Source organism: uncultured Sphingomonas sp. (assembly GCF_937859915.1).
In the GTDB taxonomy this organism is placed as follows: Bacteria; Pseudomonadota; Alphaproteobacteria; order Sphingomonadales; family Sphingomonadaceae; genus Solisphingomonas.
The window spans coordinates 44068-63622 of record NZ_CALMAW010000113.1 but is presented as its reverse complement, the minus strand read 5'-3'; the positions used below and the strand labels follow the sequence as shown (position 1 = coordinate 63622).

Genomic DNA, 19555 nt, shown 5'->3' with positions numbered 1-19555 from the left:
ATCAGGCGCCGGCCTCATAGCGGAGCAGCACGGCGCCGAGCGGCGGGATCGTCACGCGCGCGCTGGCCGGCAGGCCGTGCGAGCCCTCGCCCGATGCCTCCACCCAGCCGCCATTGCCGATATTGCCGCCGCCGAACGACGCGGCATCGGTGTTGAGCAGTTCCTTCCACCGCCCGACCTGCGGCAGACCGATCGGATAGTCGGTCCGCGCGTCGGGCGTCATGTTGAGCAGCACGACGATCGGGGCGGTGCCCTCCGCGCCATAGCGTGCATAGACGAACACGCTGCCCGCGGCATCGTCGCCGACGATCCACTGGAAGCCGCGCGGATCGGCGTCGCGCTGGTGCAGCGCGGGCTCGTCGGCATAGAGCCGGTTGAGCGTGCGGACCAGCGCCTGCATCTGCGCATGGTCGGGCTGGTCGATCAGCCCCCACTCGATCTCGCCGTCATGGTTCCACTCGCGATATTGCGCGATCTCGGAGCCCATGAAGAGCAGTTTCTTGCCGGGATGCGTCCACATGAAGGCAAGATAGGCGCGCAGATTGGCGAACTGCCGCCAGCGGTCGCCGGGCATCTTGCCGATCAGCGAGCCCTTGCCGTGGACCACTTCGTCATGGCTGATCGGCAGCACGAAGCGCTCCGAATAGGCATAGACGATCCCGAAGGTGAGCTCGCCGTGATGCCAGCTCCGGTAGAGCGGATCGCGCTCCACATATTGAAGCGTGTCGTGCATCCAGCCCATGTTCCACTTATAGTCGAAGCCGAGCCCGCCCTGTGCCACCGGCGCGGAGACGCCCGGCCAGGCGGTCGACTCCTCGGCGAGCGTGATCGCGCCCGGCGCGCGCTCCTCGACCAGCAGGTTGAGCCGCTTGAGGAACTCGACCGATTCGAGATTCTCGCGTCCGCCATATTGGTTGGGCACCCACTCGCCGGCGTTGCGGCTGTAGTCGCGGTAGAGCATCGAGGCGACGGCATCGACGCGCAGCCCGTCGACATGGAAGGTTTCCAGCCACCACAGGCCCGAGGCGAGCAGCATGCCCGCCACCTCCTTGCGGCCGAGATTGTAGATCAGCGTGTTCCAGTCCTGGTGGAAGCCTTCGCGCGGATCGGCATGCTCGTAGAGATGGGTGCCGTCGAAATGGGCGAGGCCGTGCGCATCGGTCGGGAAGTGGGCCGGCACCCAGTCGAGGATCACGCCGATCCCGGCGCGGTGACACTCGTCGACGAAATAGGCGAACTCGTCGGCCGAGCCGAAGCGCGACGAGGGCGCGAACTGCGAAAGCGGCTGATAGCCCCAGCTGCCCGCGAAGGGATGCTCCATGATCGGCAGCAGCTCGACATGGGTGAAGCCCATCTCGCTGACATAGGGGATCAGCCGGTCGGCGAGCGCGTGCCAGCCGAGCGTGCCCAGCGGTTCGCCCTCGGGCCGCAGCCACGAGCCGGCATGGACCTCGTAGATCGAGATCGGCGCGTCGGCGCGCTGGCGCTGCGCCCGCTCCGCCATCCAGTCGCCGTCGAACCAGCTGTAATCCGCAGCGGGGGCGACGACCGACGCCTGCGCCGGCGGCAATTCGGTCGCGCGTGCGATCGGGTCGGCCTTCTCGACGACGCTGCCGTCGGCGCCGGCAATCTCGAACTTGTACGCCGTCCCCGCGCCGACCCGCGGCACGAACAGCTCCCAGATGCCCGCGCCGTGGCGCAGCCGCATCGGGTGGCGGCGACCGTCCCAGCCGTTGAAATCACCGATCACCGAGACGCGGCGCGCATTGGGCGCCCACACCGAGAAGCCGACGCCGGCAACGCCGTCAATCGTCTTGGGCTGCGCGCCAAACACGCGGCCGAGATCCCAATGCCGGCCCTCGGTGAACAGGTGGAGGTCGAGATCGCCGAGGAACGGCCCGAAGGCGTAGGCATCCTCGGTCTGCTGCACGGCGCCGCCCGGCCAGCTGATGCTCAGCGCATAGGGCGCGTCACCCTCGAGCGAGCCGGTGAACAGGCCACCGCCCTGGTCCTGGAGCGTGCCCAGCGCCGCGCCGCCCTCACGCGCGACCAGCGACACCGATTCGGCGCCCGGCTGGAAGGTGCGCACGATCGTGCCGTCGTCGGTGCGATGCGGCCCGAGGAAGGCGAAGGGATCGTCGAGCCGCCCCTCGATCAGCGCGACGGTGAGCGCGCTGAGATCGTCGTCATACGGCATCATGCCTGTTCCCTGTTCAATAGACGGCCGGCGGCCCGTGCGAGACCCGAGACGGGCACGCCGATCCAGTCCGGCCGGTTGGCCGCCTCATAGGCGACCTCATAGGCGGCCTTCTCGAGCAGGAAGACGTCGAGCAGCGGGTCGATCGTCCGGTCGCTGGTGCCCGAATAGCCCGACAGGAACAGCGCCGCGGCACGGTCGCGGAACTCGGCATAGCGTTCGCTGGTCCGCGCCTCCTCGGTATCGGCGCCCGCCGGCAGCGCGCGCCGCGCGACCGCGGAGGCATAGTCGAACGAGCGCAGCACGCCGGCGACATCGCGCAGGGGCAGGTCCTTGCCGCGACGCTCGGCGAGCGGTCGCGCGGGCTCGCCCTCGAAGTCGATCAGCATGACGTCGCTGCCGGTGACGAGCATCTGCCCGAGGTGCAGGTCGCCGTGGATGCGCGTGCGCGCCAGGCCCTCGGCCTTGGGCGTCACCGCATGGATCGCCGCGACGATCGCATCCCGGCGTTCGATCAGCATGTGGGCGTCGCCATCGTCCATGTCGCGCAGCAGACCCAGAGCGCCGTCGAGCTGCTTGGCGACGCGCTCGGCGAGCGCCGTGCAATCCTCCGCCGACATCGGCTCGGGCGCGAATGCCGGATCCTCGCTGGGCCTTGCTAGAATCGCGTGCATCTCGGCGAGCCGGCCACCGAGATGGCAGGCGAAATTCTCGTAATTCTCGAGCCCGCCCTCGACGTCGGTCGCGAGCCGCTCGAGCGTGCCCAGCGTCCATTCCCAGCCGTCGCCCTGGTTGTGGACGAAGCGCTGGACGAGCATCACCAAGCTCGATTCTCCATTCTCCTCCAGCCGCACCTCGCCAAGGATCGGCGGCACGTTGGCGAAGCCCTGGGCGCTCAGATAGCTGACCATCTCGACCTCGGGATGGACCCCCGGCGTGATCTTGCGCAGCAGTTTGAGCACCGCCTCCTCGCCGAGCAGCATCGAGCTGTTCGACTGTTCGGCGCTCAGCCAGCGCGGCGCGATGTCGGGCGCGATGTCGAGACCGTCGTGTGCGGTGAAGCGCGGCGCGCCGCCCTCTACCGCCACGCAGCTATTGTCGCGCAGCGCGGTCAGCACCGCAGCGGGGAAGCCGGCGAGCGCAAAGCCATCGGTCAGCAGACCGACGTTGCGCCCGCGGCGCACGCGCGCCAGCGCCAGCGCCGAGGCGAAGCGGCCGGGCTGCTCGCCCTCCCAGACGATGCCGAGCGGCAGCGTGTAGCGCGCGGTGCCGCTCGGCGTGGTCACCTCGATCTCGGCGAGCAGCAGGTCCTGCGCCTGGGGCAGCTCAGTCATGCGCACGATCGACACCGTCTCGATCGTCTCGTCCTTGGCGCCGAACCAGCGGCGCTGCGGGACATAGGCGGTGAGGATGTCATGCTCGAGCACGCCGCGATTGGCGCCGAGCCCGACATCGGCGAGGTCGGGCCGCAGCACGAAGGTATAGCGCTCGATCTCGACGCCTGGGGCCGAACTCGCCCAATCGGGCGCATCGACATCGGTCGCGAGCCGGAACCAGAGGAAGCCGTAGGGCGGCAGTGTCAGCAGATAGGGCAGCTGCCCGATCGCGGGGAAGGCGGCGGCGCCGGTCAGCTCGATCGGCACGCGGCTTTCGAACTCGTGGAGATCGAGCTCGACCGCCTGCGCGGTGCGGCCGAGATTGGCGACGCACAGGATGGTGTCGCCCTCATATTCGCGCAGATAGGCGAGGATGCGGCGGTTGGCGGGCTTGAGGAAGCGCTGCGTGCCGCGCCCGAACGCCTGATGCTCCGAGCGCACCGCGAGCATACGCTTGAGCCAGTTGAGCAGCGAATGGCGGTCGCCGGTCTGCGCCTCGACGTTGATCGCCTGAAAGCCGTAGAGCGGGTCCATGATCGGTGGCAGCGCGAGGCTGGCGGGGTCCGCCCGCGAGAAACCCCCGTTTCGGTCGGAGGACCATTGCATCGGAGTGCGCACGCCGTCGCGGTCGCCGAGATAGACATTGTCGCCCATCCCGATCTCGTCGCCATAATACATGACCGGCGTGCCGGGCATGGTCAGCAGCAGCGCGTTCATCAACTCGATGCGCCTGCGGTCGCGCTCCATCAGCGGCGCGAGACGCCTACGAATGCCAAGGTTGATCCGCGCGCGCTTGTCCGACGCATAGGTGTTCCAGAGATAGTCGCGCTCGGAGTCGGTGACCATTTCGAGCGTCAGCTCGTCATGGTTGCGCAGGAAGATCGCCCATTGGCAGTTCTTGGGGATTTCGGGCGTCTGGCGCATGATGTCGGTGATCGGGAAGCGATCCTCCTGCGCCACCGCCATGTACATGCGCGGCATCAGCGGGAAGTGGAACGCCATATGGCATTCGTCGCCGCTGCCATCCTGGCTTCCACCGAAATATTGCTGCGTGTCCTCGGGCCACATGTTCGCCTCGGCGAGCAGCATGCGGTCGGGATAATGCGCGTCGAGATCGGCGCGGATCTGCTTCAGCACGTCGTGGGTCTCGGGGAGGTTCTCGTTCGAGGTGCCGTCGCGCTCGATCAGATAGGGGATCGCGTCGAGCCGGAGGCCGTCGATGCCGAGATCGAGCCAGAAGTGCATCACCGACAGCACCTCGGCCATCACCGCCGGATTGTCGAAGTTGAGATCGGGCTGGTGCGAGTAGAAGCGGTGCCAGAAATATTGCTGCGCCTCCTCGTCCCACGTCCAGTTGGACTTTTCGGTGTCGAGGAAGATGATCCGCGTGCCGGTATAGAGCGTGTTGTCGTCGGACCAGACGTAGAAATCGCGCTCGGGGCTGCCCTTGGGCGCCTTGCGCGCGGCTTGGAACCAGGGGTGCTGGTCCGATGTGTGGTTGATGACGAGTTCGGTGATGATCCTGAGGCCGCGGGCGTGCGCCGCGTCGACGAAGGCGCGGACGTCGTCGAGCGTGCCATAGTCGGGCGAGACGTCGCGATATTCGGCGATGTCGTAGCCGTCGTCGCGGCGCGGGCTCGGGTAGAAGGGCAGCAGCCAGATCGTCGTGACGCCGAGATCGACGATATAATCGAGCTTGGCGAGGAGCCCCTCGAAATCGCCGATCCCGTCATTGTTGGAATCGAAGAAGGATTTGAGATGCAGCTGATAGATGACCGCATCCTTGTACCACAAGGGATCGGCCGCGGGGCCTTCGACGTCGGTCATGCAGTCTCTCCGGGCGCGATGCGCCAGATGCGATAGGGTTCGCTCGGGTCCAGCCGGATCCACTGCGTCTTGCCGGTCCAGTCGAAGCGGTAGCCGCCGACCAGATCGTGGACCGCGATGCGGCCGTCGTCGGGGATGCCAAACTCCCACAAAGGCAGCTCGAACGTCGCTTCCTGCGCGTGGTGCGGATCGAGATTGACCATGACGAGGATCATGCCGGTGCCGTCGGGCTCGGGCTTGGCGTAATAGATGATGTTGTCGTTGTACGCGGGGAAAAAACGCGTGTTCAAATGCGTCTGCAGCGCGGGATGCGCGCGGCGCAGTCGGTTGAGCAATGTGATGTCGGCGACGATGTTGCCGGGCGCGTTGTAGTCGCGGGGGCGGATCTCATATTTCTCGCTGTCGAGATATTCCTCGCGGCCGGGCAGCGCCGCGCTCTCGCACAGCTCGAACCCCGAATAGACGCCGAACAGCCCCGACAAGGTCGCCGCCAGCACCGCGCGGATGCGGAAGCCCGCGCGGCCCGAAGTCTGCAGATAGGGCGGGTTGATGTCGGGCGTGTTGACGAAGAAATGCGGGCGGTAGAAGTCTTTGGGCGCGGTCGTCGTCAGCTCGGTGACATAGTCGACCAGCTCCTGCTTGCCGTCGCGCCAGGTGAAATAGGTATAGCTCTGCGAAAAGCCGACCTTGGCGAGGCGGTACATCATGTTGGGTCGCGTGAACGCCTCGGCGAGGAAGATCGCGTCGGGGTGGCGCGCGCGGACGTCGGCGATCATCCACTCCCAGAAGGGCAGCGGCTTGGTGTGCGGATTGTCGACGCGGAAGGTTTTGACGCCGTGCTCGGCCCACAGCAGCACGACGTCGCGCAGCGCCAGCCACAGCCCGGGCACGGCATCGGGGCCGTAGAAATCGACGTTGACGATGTCCTGATATTTCTTTGGCGGGTTCTCGGCATATTTCATCGAGCCGTCGGGCCGCCAGGCGAACCAGCCGGGATGCTGCTTGAGCCAGGGATGATCGGGCGCGCACTGGATCGCGAAGTCGATCGCGATCTCGAGACCGTGGTCGCGCGCGGCGGCCACGAGGTTGGCGAAGTCGTCGAAGGTGCCGAGCTCGGGATGGATCGCGTCGTGCCCGCCCTCCGCCGATCCGATCGCATAGGGGCTGCCGACGTCGTGCGGCTCGGGGGTCAGCGTGTTGTTGGGGCCCTTGCGGTTGGTCGTGCCGATCGGATGGATCGGCGGGAAGTAGAGCGTGTCGAAGCCCATGTCGCGGATGCGCGGCAGATGATCGATCACGTCGGCGAAGGTGCCGTGGCGATCCTTGCTGTCGGTCATCGAGCGCGGGAAGAGCTCGTACCAGCTCGAATAGCGCGCCTGCAGCCGCTCGGCGTCGATCGCCTGGCCGCGCGAGACGATGGCATGCAAGCGGTCGTCGGCGCGGTCCATCACCGAGGCGAGTTCGGGCGACAGCAGCAGTGCCGCGCTGCGATCCGGCTCCGTCGACGCCTTCGTGGCACGCTCCGCCCAGTCGGTCAGCGCGGCGCGCAGGTCGCCGACGGATCGCTCCGCTGCCTGCCGGATCAGCGCGACACCCTCGGCATGATCGACGGGTTGCGCGACGCCGGCGTCGAGCTTCTTGCCGAAATCGCGCCGGAAACCGCCGAAGCGGTCGAGCCAGCCTTCGATCACGAACTCGTGGCGGCCGAGCCGGTCGAGCGTCAATTCGCCGGTCCAGCGATCATTGGGGCTTTGCGCCAGCCGCGCCGTCCGCCACTCTTCGCTATCCAGGGCGCGCCATCTGACTTCGGCGGCGAGCTGTTCATGCCCGTCCGCGTAGATCAGCGCCTCGACCGCGACCCGCTCGCCGGCGACGCGCTTGACCGCGAAATCGCCGCCCGCGACGCTCGGCGTGACGCCCTCGAGCACCACACGCGGCGCCTCCGCCGCCGAGCCGACATTCGGCGATGCCCCCAGCAGGATGGGTTCGGCGCGGCGCGTGCGGAACAGCCGCACGTCATGGGCGCCGAGCGGCACCGACAGACCGGCGCTCCCTTCGACGGGTTCGCACGGCCCGAACGCCGCGCCGGCATTGGTCAGCAGGCGCTCGGCATCCTCGATCGGCTGCGCCACCGCGGCCGTATTGACCAGGATGACGAGCGCGTGATCGGCGTGGCGCACGTCGCGTGCGTCGGTGCGCAGGAGCGCGGTGACCGCCGCGCCGTCGCCGGTCAGCCGTCGCATCTCGCCATCGCTGTCCGCCACCAGCCGCACGACCGCCAGCGCATCCCGCGCCCGCTGCGGATCGCCCGCGACCAGTTCCGCCGGCAGGATCAGCCCGTCGCCGACCGCCGCCGCCGCGACGACCGCCGCGCCGTTGGCGGGCGCGACCTCGATCAGCAGCGGCGCGATCGGGCGGAGGCGAGCATAGCGCGCGACCGCAGCGCCGGAGCGCAGGTCGGCCGCATCGAACGCGACGGCCAGGCCGGTCAGCGCCGCGCCCGCCAATATCCGCAGGTCGGCATCGGCCACCCCCGCGGAATCGAGGACGACGGCAAGATCGGGAAAATCGGCGCGCAGATCGGCGATCAACCGCGTCAGGAATGCTGCGCCGACCGCGTGAGCGGCGACGAAGCGGAAGCCGATCGTTCCGGCCTCGCAGAAGCGCCGGAGCCGCGCCAGGATCGGCGCATACAGCGCGTCCTGCGCCGACGCGTCGCGGAGCCGGGCCCAGGCCGAACCGATCGGCGGCATCGCCCGGCGCGGATCGACCGTCGCGTTGTCCGATCCGCTCCGCCGCATCGCAAAGGCCCGCGGATGCTCTGTCACCAGTGCGTGATCGATCGGCAGGCGGCGGACGTCGACGGCAAGCAGCGTTCCGCCGGGTGCATCGTCCTCGAACAGCGACGTGAGCGTCCGGATGTGTCCATCGAAGCGCAGACCCGCTTCGGACGGGGCGGCATCGGGGCGGTTCGCGAGGTCGAGCAGGCAGATCATCGTCGACGGCAAGGCAAAGCTCCGGACAGGAGGACGGGCGCGATGGGGCAAGCGCTTCGGCAGCGCCGACGTTCCCGCTCGATGATCGAAGACTGCGCGGAACCGGCGGTCACCTTCGACGGGCGCCGTGGTTCTGCGCCTCCCCTGCTATTTCTTGGCTGTGCCCTTGGCGGCGCGCTTGACCGTCGCGACCACGGACTCGGCCGCCTGCTTCGCCTTGCTCACCGCCTTGGCGGGCGCTGACACGGGCTCGGGCTTCGCCGCCGGCTTGGCCTTGGTCGCCGCGACCGGCTTGGCCACGGCGGCGGGCTTGGCTGCCACCGCCGGCTTGGGCGACTCGACCGGCGCGGCGGCAGCCGCCTTGGGCTTCGGACCCGGCTTCGCCTTGATCGCGGGCACGACCGCAGGCGTGGCGAGCGCTTTGGGCTTGGGGCCCGGCTTGGCTCGCGCGGTCGGCGCCGCCTTGCTTCCGGCCTTGGGCTTGTCGGCACCGGCTTCGGCATCGACCTCGCGCACCGCCTGGTCCCAATGCTCGCCATGCTGGCCGTGCTTGCTGCCGCTTTTCTCCCACAGCGCATAGGCGCGCTCGCGGATGGCCTTCTCGCGCTTGTCGCTCATGATAGGTACGCCATCGTCATGATCTCCGCTCATTTCTTCCCCCGAACGCACATTTGGCAATTCGTGTCCCGCGCCTTGTAATATTGCCGGGCGGAACGAAGATTCGGCGCAGCGGTTTGAGCGGAAACGGCAGTCCAGGCCTATTTCCCCGCCCCCATTTCACGCCCTCACCCGGAGCAACCATGGTCATCACCCCCGCCTCGCGCATCGAAGAAGGCCTGCCGCACCCGCGCGGCGCCACCTGGGACGGCAAGGGGACCAATTTCGCGATCTTCTCCGCCAACGCCACCAAGGTCGAACTCTGCCTGTTCGACGAAGACGGCGGCAAGGAAATCGAGCGGATCGCGCTTCCCGAATATACCGACCAGATCTTTCACGGCTATGTGCCCGACGTCGGCCCCGGCCAATTCTACGGCTACCGTGTCCACGGGCCCTACGAGCCCGAGAACGGCCACCGCTTCAACCCGAACAAGCTGCTGCTCGACCCGTATGCACGCGCCCATGCGGGCAAGCTGACCTGGGACCCCGCCGTGTTCGGCTATCAGATGGAAAGCGGCGACGACACGACCTTCGACGAGCGCGACAGCGCACCGTTCGTGCCGCGCTGCGTCGTCGTCGATCCCGATTTCGACTGGAAGGGCAAGCCGCGCTCGGATGCGGTGCCGTGGGACGACACCATCCTCTACGAGACGCACGTCAAGGGCTTCACCAAGCTCAACGACAAGGTGCCCGAGAAGCTGCGCGGCACCTATGCCGGCTTCGGCGACAAGAATGTCATCGACTATATCAAGACGCTCGGCGTCACCTCGGTCGAACTGCTGCCGGTGCACAGCTTCGTCGACGACAGCCAGCTGCTCGAAAAGGGCCTGCGCAACTATTGGGGCTATAACACGATCGGCTTCTTCGCGCCCGATCCGCGCTATGCCTCGGACGTCCCCAATTCGTTGCGCGAATTCAAGGAGATGGTCGCGCGCTATCATGCGGCCAAGCTCGAGATCATCCTCGACGTCGTCTACAACCACACCGCCGAGGGCAATGAGCTCGGGCCGACGCTGTCGTTCAAGGGCATCGACAACGCCAGCTATTACCGGCTGATGCCCGACGAGCCGCGCTATTACATCAACGACACCGGCACCGGGAACACGGTCAACCTGAGCCATCCGCGCGTGATCCAGATGGTCACCGACAGCCTGCGCTATTGGGCCGAGGAGATGCATGTCGACGGCTTCCGCTTCGATCTGGGCACCATCCTGGCGCGCGAGCCGCATGGTTTCGACGAGCAGTCGGGCTTCCTCAAAGCGGTCGGGCAGGATCCGACGCTGGCCGGCGTCAAGCTGATCGCCGAGCCTTGGGATTGCGGCCCCGGCGGCTATCAGGTCGGCGGCTTCCCGCCGGGCTGGGCGGAATGGAACGACAAATATCGCGACACGGTGCGTGATTTCTGGCGCAGCCATTCGTCGCTCACCGATCTTGCCCCCCGGCTGTGCGCGTCGCGCGACCTGTTCGACAAGGGCGGCCGGCGCAGCTGGGCGTGCGTCAACTTCGTCACCGCGCACGACGGCTTCACGCTCAACGACGTCGTCAGCTACAATGACAAGCATAACGAGGCGAATGGCGAGGACGGCAAGGACGGCTCGTCCGACAACCGTTCATGGAATTGCGGCGCCGAGGGCGAGACCGACGACGCCGAGATCAATGCGCTCCGCGCGCGCCAGATCCGCAACATCCTCTCGACGCTGCTGCTCAGCCAGGGCACGCCGATGCTGGTCGCGGGCGACGAGTTCGGGCGCACGCAGGGTGGCAACAACAACGCCTATTGCCAGGACGATGCGATCAGCTGGCTCGACTGGAACATCCAGGAGAAGGGCGAAGGCCTGCTCGCCTTCACCCGCAAGCTGATCGCGCTGCGGCACGACTATCCGGTGCTGCGCCGTGCGCGCTTCCTCACCGGAGAGATGAACGAGGAGGCCGGCGTCAAGGACGTCTCGTGGATCGCGCCGCGCGGCGAGGAGATGAACGAGGGCGACTGGGGCGAAGGCGGCACCTGCTGCGTCGGCATGCTGATCGACGGCCGCGCGTTCAAGACCGGCGTGCACCGCCGCGGCGAGGATGCCAGCGTGCTGATCATCATCAACGGCGGCAGCGAACCGCTCGAGTTCACGCTGCCGCCGGTGTTGGAGGCCGAGGGCTGGACGCTGCTCGCCGACACCAATGCGCCCGAGCGCGACGAGGACGCCGTGCTCGGCTTCGGCGAGGCGATCGACGTCGCGGGTCGCTCGGTGCTGGTCTACCGGTTGGCGTGAGGCAGCGCACCGCGCACGGCGGGCAGCATCCGCCCCACGACGATCGCGACCCCCGCGGCGTTGGGATGCAGCCCGTCGGCCTGGATCAGCGCCGGCTTGCCCGCGACGCCGTCGAGGAAGAAGGGGTAGAGCCGCGCGCCATAGTGTTTGGCGAGCTGCGGGTAGATGGCGTCGAACTGCGCGCGGTAGTCGGGGCCGAGATTGGGCGACGCCTTCATCCCCGCGATCAGCACCGGGATATGGCGGCGCTGGAGTTCGTCCATGATCCGGTCGAGATTGACGGCCGCCTGCGCGGGCGGCAGGCCGCGTAGCATGTCGTTGGCGCCGAGTTCGACGATGACCAGATCGGGCGTCGTGCCAAGCCCGCGCAGACCCCACAGCAGCCGCGCGCGCGCCTGCGCGGCGGTATCGCCCGAGATGCCGCCGTTGCGCACCGTCGCGGACACGCCCGCGTGGCGCAGCGCGCGTTCGAGCTGACTGGTGAAGCCGTCGGCGGGGGGCAGGCCGTAGCCCGCGGTCAGGCTGTCGCCGAACGCCCAGATCAGCGGCCCCGCCGCCTGCGCGGGCGCGCTCGCCAAACCGAAAAGCAGCAGCGCGAGATGGACAAGCGCGCGGCGTGCCCCATATCCCCGATATCGTGACATCAGCCGCTCCTCCACCCTTCGTCGAGCAAGACCGCCCGGCGTCCGATAGCAGCGTCATCGCGGCGCGTAACCTGACCTTGTCGCTGGGCAAGCCACCGGCGCGCGTACAAATCCTGCGCGGGATCGACCTGAGCGTCGCGCCGGGCGAGAGCGTCGCGCTGCTCGGACCGTCGGGATCGGGCAAATCCTCGCTGATGGCGGTGCTCGCCGGGCTCGAGCGGCCGAGCGGCGGCCAAGTGCGCGTCACCGATCTCGATTTCGCGCGGCTCGACGAGGATGGCTTGGCGATCGCACGCCGCGGGCGGATCGGGATCGTGCTCCAGGCCTTTCACCTGCTGCCGACGATGACCGCGCTCGAGAATGTCGCGGTGCCGCTCGAGCTTGCCGGCCAGCCCGACGCGTTCGCGCGTGCCGAGGCGGAGCTTACGGCCGTCGGGCTCGCGCACCGGCTGCGCCATTATCCCGCGCAGATGTCGGGCGGCGAGCAGCAGCGCGTCGCGATCGCGCGCGCGATCGCGCCCCGCCCGACGCTGCTGTTCGCCGACGAGCCGACCGGCAATCTCGACGCCGCGACCGGCCATGCGATCATGGACCTGCTATTCGCGCGCCATGCCGACACCGGCGCGACGCTGTTCGTGATCACCCACGACGCGGGCCTCGCCGAACGCTGCGCGCGCGTGATCGAGCTCAGCGACGGGCTGATCGTCGCCGACCGGCGCCACGCGTGACCCTTGCCTGGCGGCTTGCGCTGCGGGATCTGCGAGCCGGGGGACGCGGGCTGTGGCTGCTCGCGCTGTGCCTGTTCCTCGGCACCGCGGCGCTCGCCGGGATCGGCAGCCTATCGGCGAGCATCCTCGGCGCGCTCGACTCGCAGAGCCATGTCATGCTCGGCGGCGATCTCGAGATGCGCGTGTCGCAGCGGCTCGCCACCGTCGAGGAAGGCGCGGCGTTCGCCGGCTTGGGTACGACGTCCGAGACGGTGCGGCTGCGCGCGATGGCGCAGCCGGTCGGCGCCGGCGCGCCGGTGCTGGTCACGCTCAAGGCGGTCGACGACGCCTGGCCGTTGGTCGGCCGATTCACGCTGGCGCCCGGCGCCGCCAACGCCCGACCGCATGGATTGGAAGCGGCGATCGCGCCCGCGCTGGCGGATCGCATGGGCCTGCACGTCGGCGACGCAGTGCGGATCGGCACCGCGCGGCTGCGCGTCATCGGGCTCGTCGGCAACGAGCCCGACAAGCTGGGCGAGGGGTTCAGCCTGGGGCCGGTGGTGCTGGTCGACCGCGCCGGGCTCGATGCGACCGGGCTGATCCAGCCGGGCAGTCTTTACGAGAGCCGCTATCGCTTGCGCCTCCCGCACGGCGCGGATCCCGGCGCGATCGGCAATAGCCTGCTCGCGCGCTTCCCGAACGCGGGGTGGAGCGTCCACACCCCCGACGCCGCGGCGAACATGCTGCGCCAGGGCATCGCGCAGCTCGGCCAGTTCCTGCTGCTCGTCGGGCTCGCGGCGCTGGCGATCGCCGGGGTCGGCGTCGGCAGCGGGGTGAGCGCCTATCTGTCGGCCAAGACGCGGATCGTCGCGACGCTCAAGGTACTTGGCGCGCGGTCGGGGACGATCGCCACGATCTTCCTGATCCAGCTCGGGCTGGTCGCGGGCGGCGGCATCGTCGCGGGACTGGTGCTGGGCGCCGCGCTGCCGATGCTGGTCGGCAGCCTGATCGGCGACCGGCTGCCGGTGCCACCTGCGCTCGGCCTCTATCCGCAGCCGCTGCTCGTCGCGGCCGGGCTCGGGCTGCTCGTCTCGCTGTTGTTCGCGCTCCCGGCGCTTGCCCGCGCGCGCGCGGTGCCTGCCGCGACGCTGTTGCGCGACGTGCTCGCGCCACCATTGCGGCCTGCGCCCGCCGTGGTGGCGGGCATGGCGGCGCTGCTGGCGGCGCTCGTCGCGCTGGCGGTGCTGACCGCGAGCGACGAGCGGATCGCGCTCTATTTTGTCGCCGCGACCGCAGCGCTGATCCTGCTGCTCTGGCTGGTCGGCCTCGCGCTGCGGGCGACATTGCGCCGTCTGCCCAAGCCGCGCCGGCCGCTGCTCCGCCTCGCGCTCGCCAACCTCCACCGGCCGGGGGCTGCGACCGACCGGCTGGTGGTCGCGCTGGGCCTGGGCTTCTCGCTGTTCGTGGCACTGGCGATCATCGACACCAGCCTGTCGAGCGAGATGCACGGCGCCGCCCCTGCCAAGGCGCCGCGCTTCTTCGCGATCGATCTCCAGCCCGAGGATGCAGCCACCTTCCGCACCGCCGTCACCCGCGCCGCGCCCGGGGCGACGATCGAGGCGGTGCCCTCGCTGCGCGGCGCGATCGTCGCGCTCAAAGGGGTGCGCGTCGCCGACATGAAGACGCTGCCCAAGGGCGCGTGGATCCTGCGCGGCGACCGCACGATCACCTGGTCCGCAACCCTGCCGCCGCGCAACGCGGTGACCGCGGGCCACTGGTGGCCGGCGAACTATACCGGCCCGCCGCTGGTCTCGCTCGAGGACAAGGCCGCCGAAGGCCTCGGCCTGCACGTCGGCGACAGCATCACCGTCTCGGTGCTCGGCGTCGAGGTGCCGGCGCGGATCGCCGCGCTGCGCAGGGTCGATTGGGGCGGGCTCGGGCTCAATTTCGCGCTGGTCTTCTCGCCCGGCTATATCGAGGAGGCGCCGCACGGCCTGCTCGCCAGCGTCTACGCCGCCCCCGACCGCGACGGGGCGATCGCCCGCGCGGTCGCCGACGCGCTGCCCTCGGTGTCGATGATCCGCACCGGCGACCTGATCGCGACGATCGCCGGCGTGCTCGGCCAGGTCGGCCTCGCGATCCGCGCCGCGGCGGGCGTCACCGTCGCGGCCGGGATCGTCGTGCTGGTCGGCGCGGTGACCGCCTCGGGCCAGGCCCGTCGCTACGACATCGCGGTGCTCAAACTGCTCGGCGCGCGCCGCCGCCAGGTGCTGACCGGCCAGGCGATCGAATATGCGCTGCTGGCGAGCCTGCTGGCCGCGGTCGCGCTGCTGGTCGGCGGGCTCGGTGGCTGGGTGGTGGTGACGCAGCTGTTCGCATTGCCCTGGGCGCCCGACTGGGGCGTGGTTGCCGCGACGCTGGCGCTGTCGGTCGCGGGGACGCTGGGCATCGGGCTGGCGGCAAGCCTGCCGACACTGTCGACGCGTCCGGCGCAGACGCTGCGCGAGGGATAGGTGGTGGCATCGGACGCGCCTGGCCTTCTCCCGTCGACCCGGCGAAAGCCGGGATCCATGGATATCGAGCCGTCACAGCTCAAGCGTGCCGCATCCAGGGGCGCCGACGTGCGTCGGGACGACGAAGACGAGGCGTCCTGATGAACGGCAATTTGCTCGCCCTCTCGCATGTCGCCAAATCCGTCCCCGGCGGCCGCCTGCTGTTCGGCGACGTCTCGCTCGATCTTGCAGCGGGCGAGTTCGTCGCGATCATGGGCGAGTCCGGCGTCGGCAAGTCGACGCTGCTCAACCTCGTCGCCGGGCTCGACGCACCCGATCGCGGCACCGTCGCGCTCGACGGCACCCTGCTCGACACGCTCGGCGAGGATGCTCGTGCCGCCCTGCGCCGCCGCCGGATCGGCTTCGTGTTCCAGGCCTTCCACATCCTGCCGCATCTGACGCTCGGGCAGAATGTCGGCCTTCCGCTGGTGCTGCTCCGCGCGCCGCCGCGCGCCGCGATCGCGCGCGCGACCGATCTGCTCGCCGCGGTCGGGCTTGCCGGGCGCGAGGGTGACTATCCGAGCCAATTGTCGGGCGGCGAGCTCCAGCGGGTCGCGATCGCCCGCGCCATCGCGCACCGGCCCGCGCTGATCCTGGCGGACGAACCGACCGGCAATCTCGACCCCGACACGGCCGCCCGCGTGCTCGACCTGCTCGTTGCGCAGATCCGCGAGACCGGCGCCGCCGCTTTGCTCGTCACCCATTCGGAGGTGGCCGCGGCCGCCGCCGACCGCGTGCTACGATTGACCGCGGACGGGCTCGTCGCGGCATGACCGCGGCTTGGCGAGCCGCCACCGCCCCGCGCTGGATGATCGCCGGCGAGTGGCACGCGCATCCGGTCCGCATCGCGACCGCGGTGATCGCGATCGCGATCGGCGTCGCGCTCGGCTTTGCGGTGCATCTGGTCAACGCCTCGGCGCTCGACCGGTTCGCGCGCGGCCTCGCCACCGTCAATGGCGGCGCGGACCTGCGGATCGAGACGACGTCGCGCCAGGGCATCGGCGAGAACCTCTATCCGCGGATCGCGCGGCTGCCCGGGATCGCGGCGGCGAGCCCGGTGGTCGTGCTGCACGCGCGGATTGGTGGCATGCCGGTCGACCTGCTCGGCCTTGACGCGCTGCGCGCCGCGCAGGTCACGCCGACGCTGCTGCCCAGGCCGGGGGCCGGCGATCCGATGGCGGTGTTCGACCCGCAGTCGCTCTTCCTGTCGCACGCGGCGTTGGCCGGACACCGTGTCGGCGAGCGGATCATCGTGGTCGTCGACGGCCGCGCGCAGAGCTTCACGATCGCCGGATCGCTCCCCGGTGCGCAGGCACGCGCACTGGGCATGATCGACATCGCCGCGGCGCAGTCGCGCTTCGCCCGGCTCGGCACGATCGACCGGATCGACCTCAAGCTCGCCCACGGCGCCGACACCGGGCGGATCCGCGCGACCCTGAACGCCGCGCTCCCGCCCGGCGCGATCCTCGCCGGCACCGCCGACGACGCCGACCGCACCGATGCGCTGTCGCGCGCCTATCGGGTCAATCTCGACATGCTCGCGCTGGTCGCGCTGCTGACCGGCGCATTCCTCGTCTATTCCGCGCAGGCGCTGTCGGTCGCACGACGCGGGCCGCATTTCGCGCTGCTGCGCGTGCTGGGGGCCGATCGGCGCATGGTGACCGGCCAGGTGCTTGCCGAGGGGCTGGTGTTCGGCGTGATCGGCGCAGCGGTCGGCATTGGCCTCGGCCTCGGGATCGCGATGCTGGTCCTGCGGCTGGTCGGCGGAGACCTCGGCAGCGGCTATTTCTCTGCGGGCGACGTGCCGCCGCTGGTGTTCGCCCCGGGCGCGGCCGCCGGTTTCGCTGCGCTCGGAATCGCCACCGCGCTGATCGGCAGCCTGGTCCCGGCCCGTACGGCCGCGCGGATCGCGCCGGCGGTGGCGCTCAAGAATCTCGGCGATGCGATCGACCCGCGGCGGACACCCGCGATCCTGCCGGCGGTATCGCTGGCGGGTGTCGGCGTCGCCGCGGCGCTGATGCCGGCGGTCGGCGGGATCGCATTGTTCGGCTATCTGTCGATCGGATTGCTGCTCGCCGGGGGCGTCGCGGCGATGCCGTGGCTGGCGCGCGCGCTGCTCGCCCCGCTGGCGCGCCGGCACTTCGTGTCGCCTGCGATCGAACTCGCGGTGCGCCGTCTGTGGGGCGCCCCCAGCCAGGCCGCGGTCGCGCTGTCAGGAATCGTCGCCAGCGTCGGGCTGATGATCGCGATGGCGGTAATGGTGGCGAGCTTCCGCGGTTCGGTCGACGAGTGGCTGGGGCAGATCCTGCCGGCGGACCTCTACCTCACCGCCGGCGGCGATGCGCCGTTCGACCCGACCGCGCAACGGGCGCTCGCCGGCGTCGCCGGGGTCCGCCACGTCGTCTTCTCGGTCCAGCGTCCGATCGCGCTCGCGCCCGACCGGCCGGCGCTCGCACTCGTCGTCCGGCCCGACGCCGCCTCGGCCTATCCGTCGCTGGGACGGCGCATCGCGGCGCCGCCCGGCCGGATCGGCATCGGCGTTTCCGAGCCTGCGGCCCGGCTCTATCAGCTGGCGCCCGGCGCGACGGTGGCGCTGCCGCTCGGCGGCCACCGCGTGCTTGCGTTCGTGACCGGCATCTTCCGCGACTATGCCCGCCAGGCCGGCGCGATCGCGATCGACAGCACCACCTACGATCAACTCACCGGTGACACGCATCGCGGTGACGCCGCGATCGACATCAGGCCCGGTGCCGACCCCGCCACGGTGATCGCCGCCATCCACCGGAGACTGCCCCCGCTGATCGCGGACACGATCCAGATCCTGCCGGTCGCCGCGCTCCGCCAACGCGCGCTCGCGATCTTCGATCGCAGCTTCGCGATCACCTACGGGCTCGAGGCGGTGGCGATCCTGGTCGGCCTGGCCGGCGTCGCGGCGACCGCGTCGGCGCAGACGATGGCCCGCACGCGCGAATTCGGGATGCTGCGTCATCTCGGCGTGACGCGGCGGCAGATCGTCGCGATGCTCGGGATCGAGGGCGCGCTGCTCGGGCTGGTCGGCGGGATCGCCGGAGTCGGGCTCGGCTGCGGCGTGGCGCAGGTGCTGATCCGCGTGATCAATCCGCAGTCGTTCAACTGGACGATGGACACGCGGACGCCGTTGGGCCTGCTCGCCGGCGTGGTTCTCGCGCTGATCGTCGCCTCGGCGATCACCGCGATGCTGGCCGGGCGCAGCGCGGTCTCGGTCGACGCGGTCCGCGCGGTGAGGGAGGATTGGTGATGCTCGCCCGCCTGCTGGCGATGCTCGCGCTGCTCGGCGCGGCAGCGCCGCCCGCCCCCTTCGCGATCGCCAGACCCGGCGCCGCTTTCGCTTTCCCGCGCGATCATGGCGCGCACCCGGAGTATCGCACCGAATGGTGGTACGTCACCGGCTGGATCGATGGGCCGGGCGGCACGCATCGCGGCTTCCAGGTCACCTTCTTCCGCACCGCCACCGGTCTCGCGGCCGACGATCCGAGCGCCTTCGCACCCCGCCAGATCCTGTTCGCGCACGCCGCATTGTCCGATCCTGCGGTCGGCCACCTCCTGCACGGCGAACGGATCGCACGCGAGGCACTAGGGCTTGCCCGCGCCTCGCGTGCCGACGCCGACGTCGCGATCGACGACTGGACGCTGCGCCGTCTGCCCGACGGACGCTTCGTAACGCACGTCGCGGGCGACGGCTTCGCGCTCGATCTCGCCTTTCGCCCCACGCAGCCGGTGCTCGCGCAAGGCGATCATGGCTATAGCCGCAAGGGCCCCGATCCGCGCGACGCCAGCCGCTATTACAGCGTGCCGCATCTCGCGGTGTCTGGCAGCGTCACCGAACAGGGTAGTGTGACGACCGTCACGGGCAACGCCTGGCTCGATCGCGAATGGTCGTCGACCTATTTGATGCCCGGCGCGGTCGGGTGGGACTGGACCGGCCTCAATTTCGACGATGGCGGCGCGCTGATGGCGTTCCGCATCCGGGGCGCCGACGGCGGAACGCTGTGGGCGGGTGGGACCTGGCGGGCGCCCGACGGAGCGTCGACGGTGCTCGGCCCACACGACGTGGCGTTCACCGCGCGACATCGTTGGCGCTCGGCGGGGACCGGCGCTGCCTATCCGGTCGACCCGCTGCTGCGAATCCGTCTGCCCGGCGGCGTGCGGACATTGCCGCTGGCGCCGCTGTTTCCCGACCAGGAACTGGACGGGCGTGCTGGCGGCAGCCCGGTCTATTGGGAGGGCGCGGTCACGACCCCCGGCGCTCGCGGCTATCTCGAACTGACCGGCTATGCGGGCCCGCTCAAACTATAG

The 19555-nt window shown here is 69.8% G+C and carries 11 protein-coding genes; 6 read left to right on the top strand and 5 right to left on the bottom strand.

The genetic code is table 11. From position 1 onward, the window contains the following. Position 1: 1 nt before the first annotated feature. The 4 genes from glgB to Q0326_RS14805 form a co-directional block, all read right to left on the bottom strand. On the bottom strand, positions 2 to 2200 hold the full coding sequence (gene glgB / locus Q0326_RS14820; RefSeq protein ID WP_298691847.1) for a 1,4-alpha-glucan branching protein GlgB: 2199 nt from the start codon (positions 2198 to 2200) through the stop codon (positions 2 to 4). Continuing rightward, positions 2197 to 5400, bottom strand: coding sequence for a maltose alpha-D-glucosyltransferase (gene treS / locus Q0326_RS14815; protein WP_298691844.1), 3204 nt, complete (start codon positions 5398 to 5400; stop codon positions 2197 to 2199). Before treS ends, glgB begins: the two co-directional genes overlap by 4 nt. Beyond that, on the bottom strand, positions 5397 to 8408 hold the full coding sequence (locus Q0326_RS14810) for an alpha-1,4-glucan--maltose-1-phosphate maltosyltransferase (RefSeq protein WP_298691842.1): 3012 nt from the start codon (positions 8406 to 8408) through the stop codon (positions 5397 to 5399). The genes treS and Q0326_RS14810 overlap by 4 nt, the downstream gene beginning before the upstream one ends. Before the next feature lie 135 nt (positions 8409 to 8543). Continuing rightward, the gene (locus Q0326_RS14805; RefSeq protein ID WP_298691840.1) at positions 8544 to 9014 is read right to left on the bottom strand and encodes a DUF2934 domain-containing protein; all 471 of its coding nucleotides are present in this window, start codon (positions 9012 to 9014) and stop codon (positions 8544 to 8546) included. Between the two features lie 182 nt (positions 9015 to 9196). Between Q0326_RS14805 and glgX the strand changes: the two genes are divergently transcribed. Beyond that, on the top strand, positions 9197 to 11317 hold the full coding sequence (gene glgX, locus Q0326_RS14800; protein WP_298691838.1) for a glycogen debranching protein GlgX: 2121 nt from the start codon (positions 9197 to 9199) through the stop codon (positions 11315 to 11317). Here glgX and Q0326_RS14795 read toward each other — a convergent pair. After that, entirely contained in the window at positions 11302 to 11961 is a 660-nt protein-coding gene (locus Q0326_RS14795) for an arylesterase (protein ID WP_298691836.1), read from the bottom strand. The genes glgX and Q0326_RS14795 overlap by 16 nt on opposite strands. Before the next feature lie 56 nt (positions 11962 to 12017). Between Q0326_RS14795 and Q0326_RS14790 the strand changes: the two genes are divergently transcribed. The 5 genes from Q0326_RS14790 (at position 12018) to Q0326_RS14770 (ending at position 19555) form a co-directional block, all read left to right on the top strand. Next, positions 12018 to 12689 (top strand): ABC transporter ATP-binding protein, encoded by a 672-nt coding sequence (locus Q0326_RS14790; RefSeq protein ID WP_298691879.1) that lies wholly within the window; start codon positions 12018 to 12020, stop codon positions 12687 to 12689. Beyond that, positions 12686 to 15181, top strand: a complete 2496-nt coding sequence (locus Q0326_RS14785) for an FtsX-like permease family protein (RefSeq protein WP_298691834.1) — start codon at positions 12686 to 12688, stop codon at positions 15179 to 15181. The genes Q0326_RS14790 and Q0326_RS14785 overlap by 4 nt, the downstream gene beginning before the upstream one ends. Positions 15182 to 15321: 140 nt before the next feature. Beyond that, positions 15322 to 15993: an ABC transporter ATP-binding protein gene (locus tag Q0326_RS14780; RefSeq protein WP_298691832.1), complete on the top strand. Its 672-nt coding sequence runs from the start codon at positions 15322 to 15324 to the stop codon at positions 15991 to 15993. Next, positions 15990 to 18497: an FtsX-like permease family protein gene (locus Q0326_RS14775; RefSeq protein WP_298691830.1), complete on the top strand. Its 2508-nt coding sequence runs from the start codon at positions 15990 to 15992 to the stop codon at positions 18495 to 18497. The genes Q0326_RS14780 and Q0326_RS14775 overlap by 4 nt, the downstream gene beginning before the upstream one ends. Then, a complete protein-coding gene (locus Q0326_RS14770) occupies positions 18497 to 19555 on the top strand; it encodes a carotenoid 1,2-hydratase (RefSeq protein WP_298691877.1) in 1059 nt (352 codons plus the stop codon). Before Q0326_RS14775 ends, Q0326_RS14770 begins: the two co-directional genes overlap by 1 nt.

What these genes read in the sequence shown, in the direction of transcription:
- glgB (WP_298691847.1), bottom strand. Translation starts at nt 2,200, where the DNA reads ATGATGCCGTATGACGACGATCTCAGCGCGCTCACCGTCGCGCTGATC.
- treS (WP_298691844.1), bottom strand. Translation starts at nt 5,400, where the DNA reads ATGACCGACGTCGAAGGCCCCGCGGCCGATCCCTTGTGGTACAAGGAT.
- Q0326_RS14805 (WP_298691840.1), bottom strand. Translation starts at nt 9,014, where the DNA reads ATGAGCGACAAGCGCGAGAAGGCCATCCGCGAGCGCGCCTATGCGCTG.
- glgX (WP_298691838.1), top strand. Translation starts at nt 9,197, where the DNA reads ATGGTCATCACCCCCGCCTCGCGCATCGAAGAAGGCCTGCCGCACCCG.
- Q0326_RS14795 (WP_298691836.1), bottom strand. Translation starts at nt 11,961, where the DNA reads ATGTCACGATATCGGGGATATGGGGCACGCCGCGCGCTTGTCCATCTC.
- Q0326_RS14780 (WP_298691832.1), top strand. Translation starts at nt 15,322, where the DNA reads ATGAACGGCAATTTGCTCGCCCTCTCGCATGTCGCCAAATCCGTCCCC.
- Q0326_RS14775 (WP_298691830.1), top strand. Translation starts at nt 15,990, where the DNA reads ATGACCGCGGCTTGGCGAGCCGCCACCGCCCCGCGCTGGATGATCGCC.
- Q0326_RS14770 (WP_298691877.1), top strand. Translation starts at nt 18,497, where the DNA reads ATGCTCGCCCGCCTGCTGGCGATGCTCGCGCTGCTCGGCGCGGCAGCG.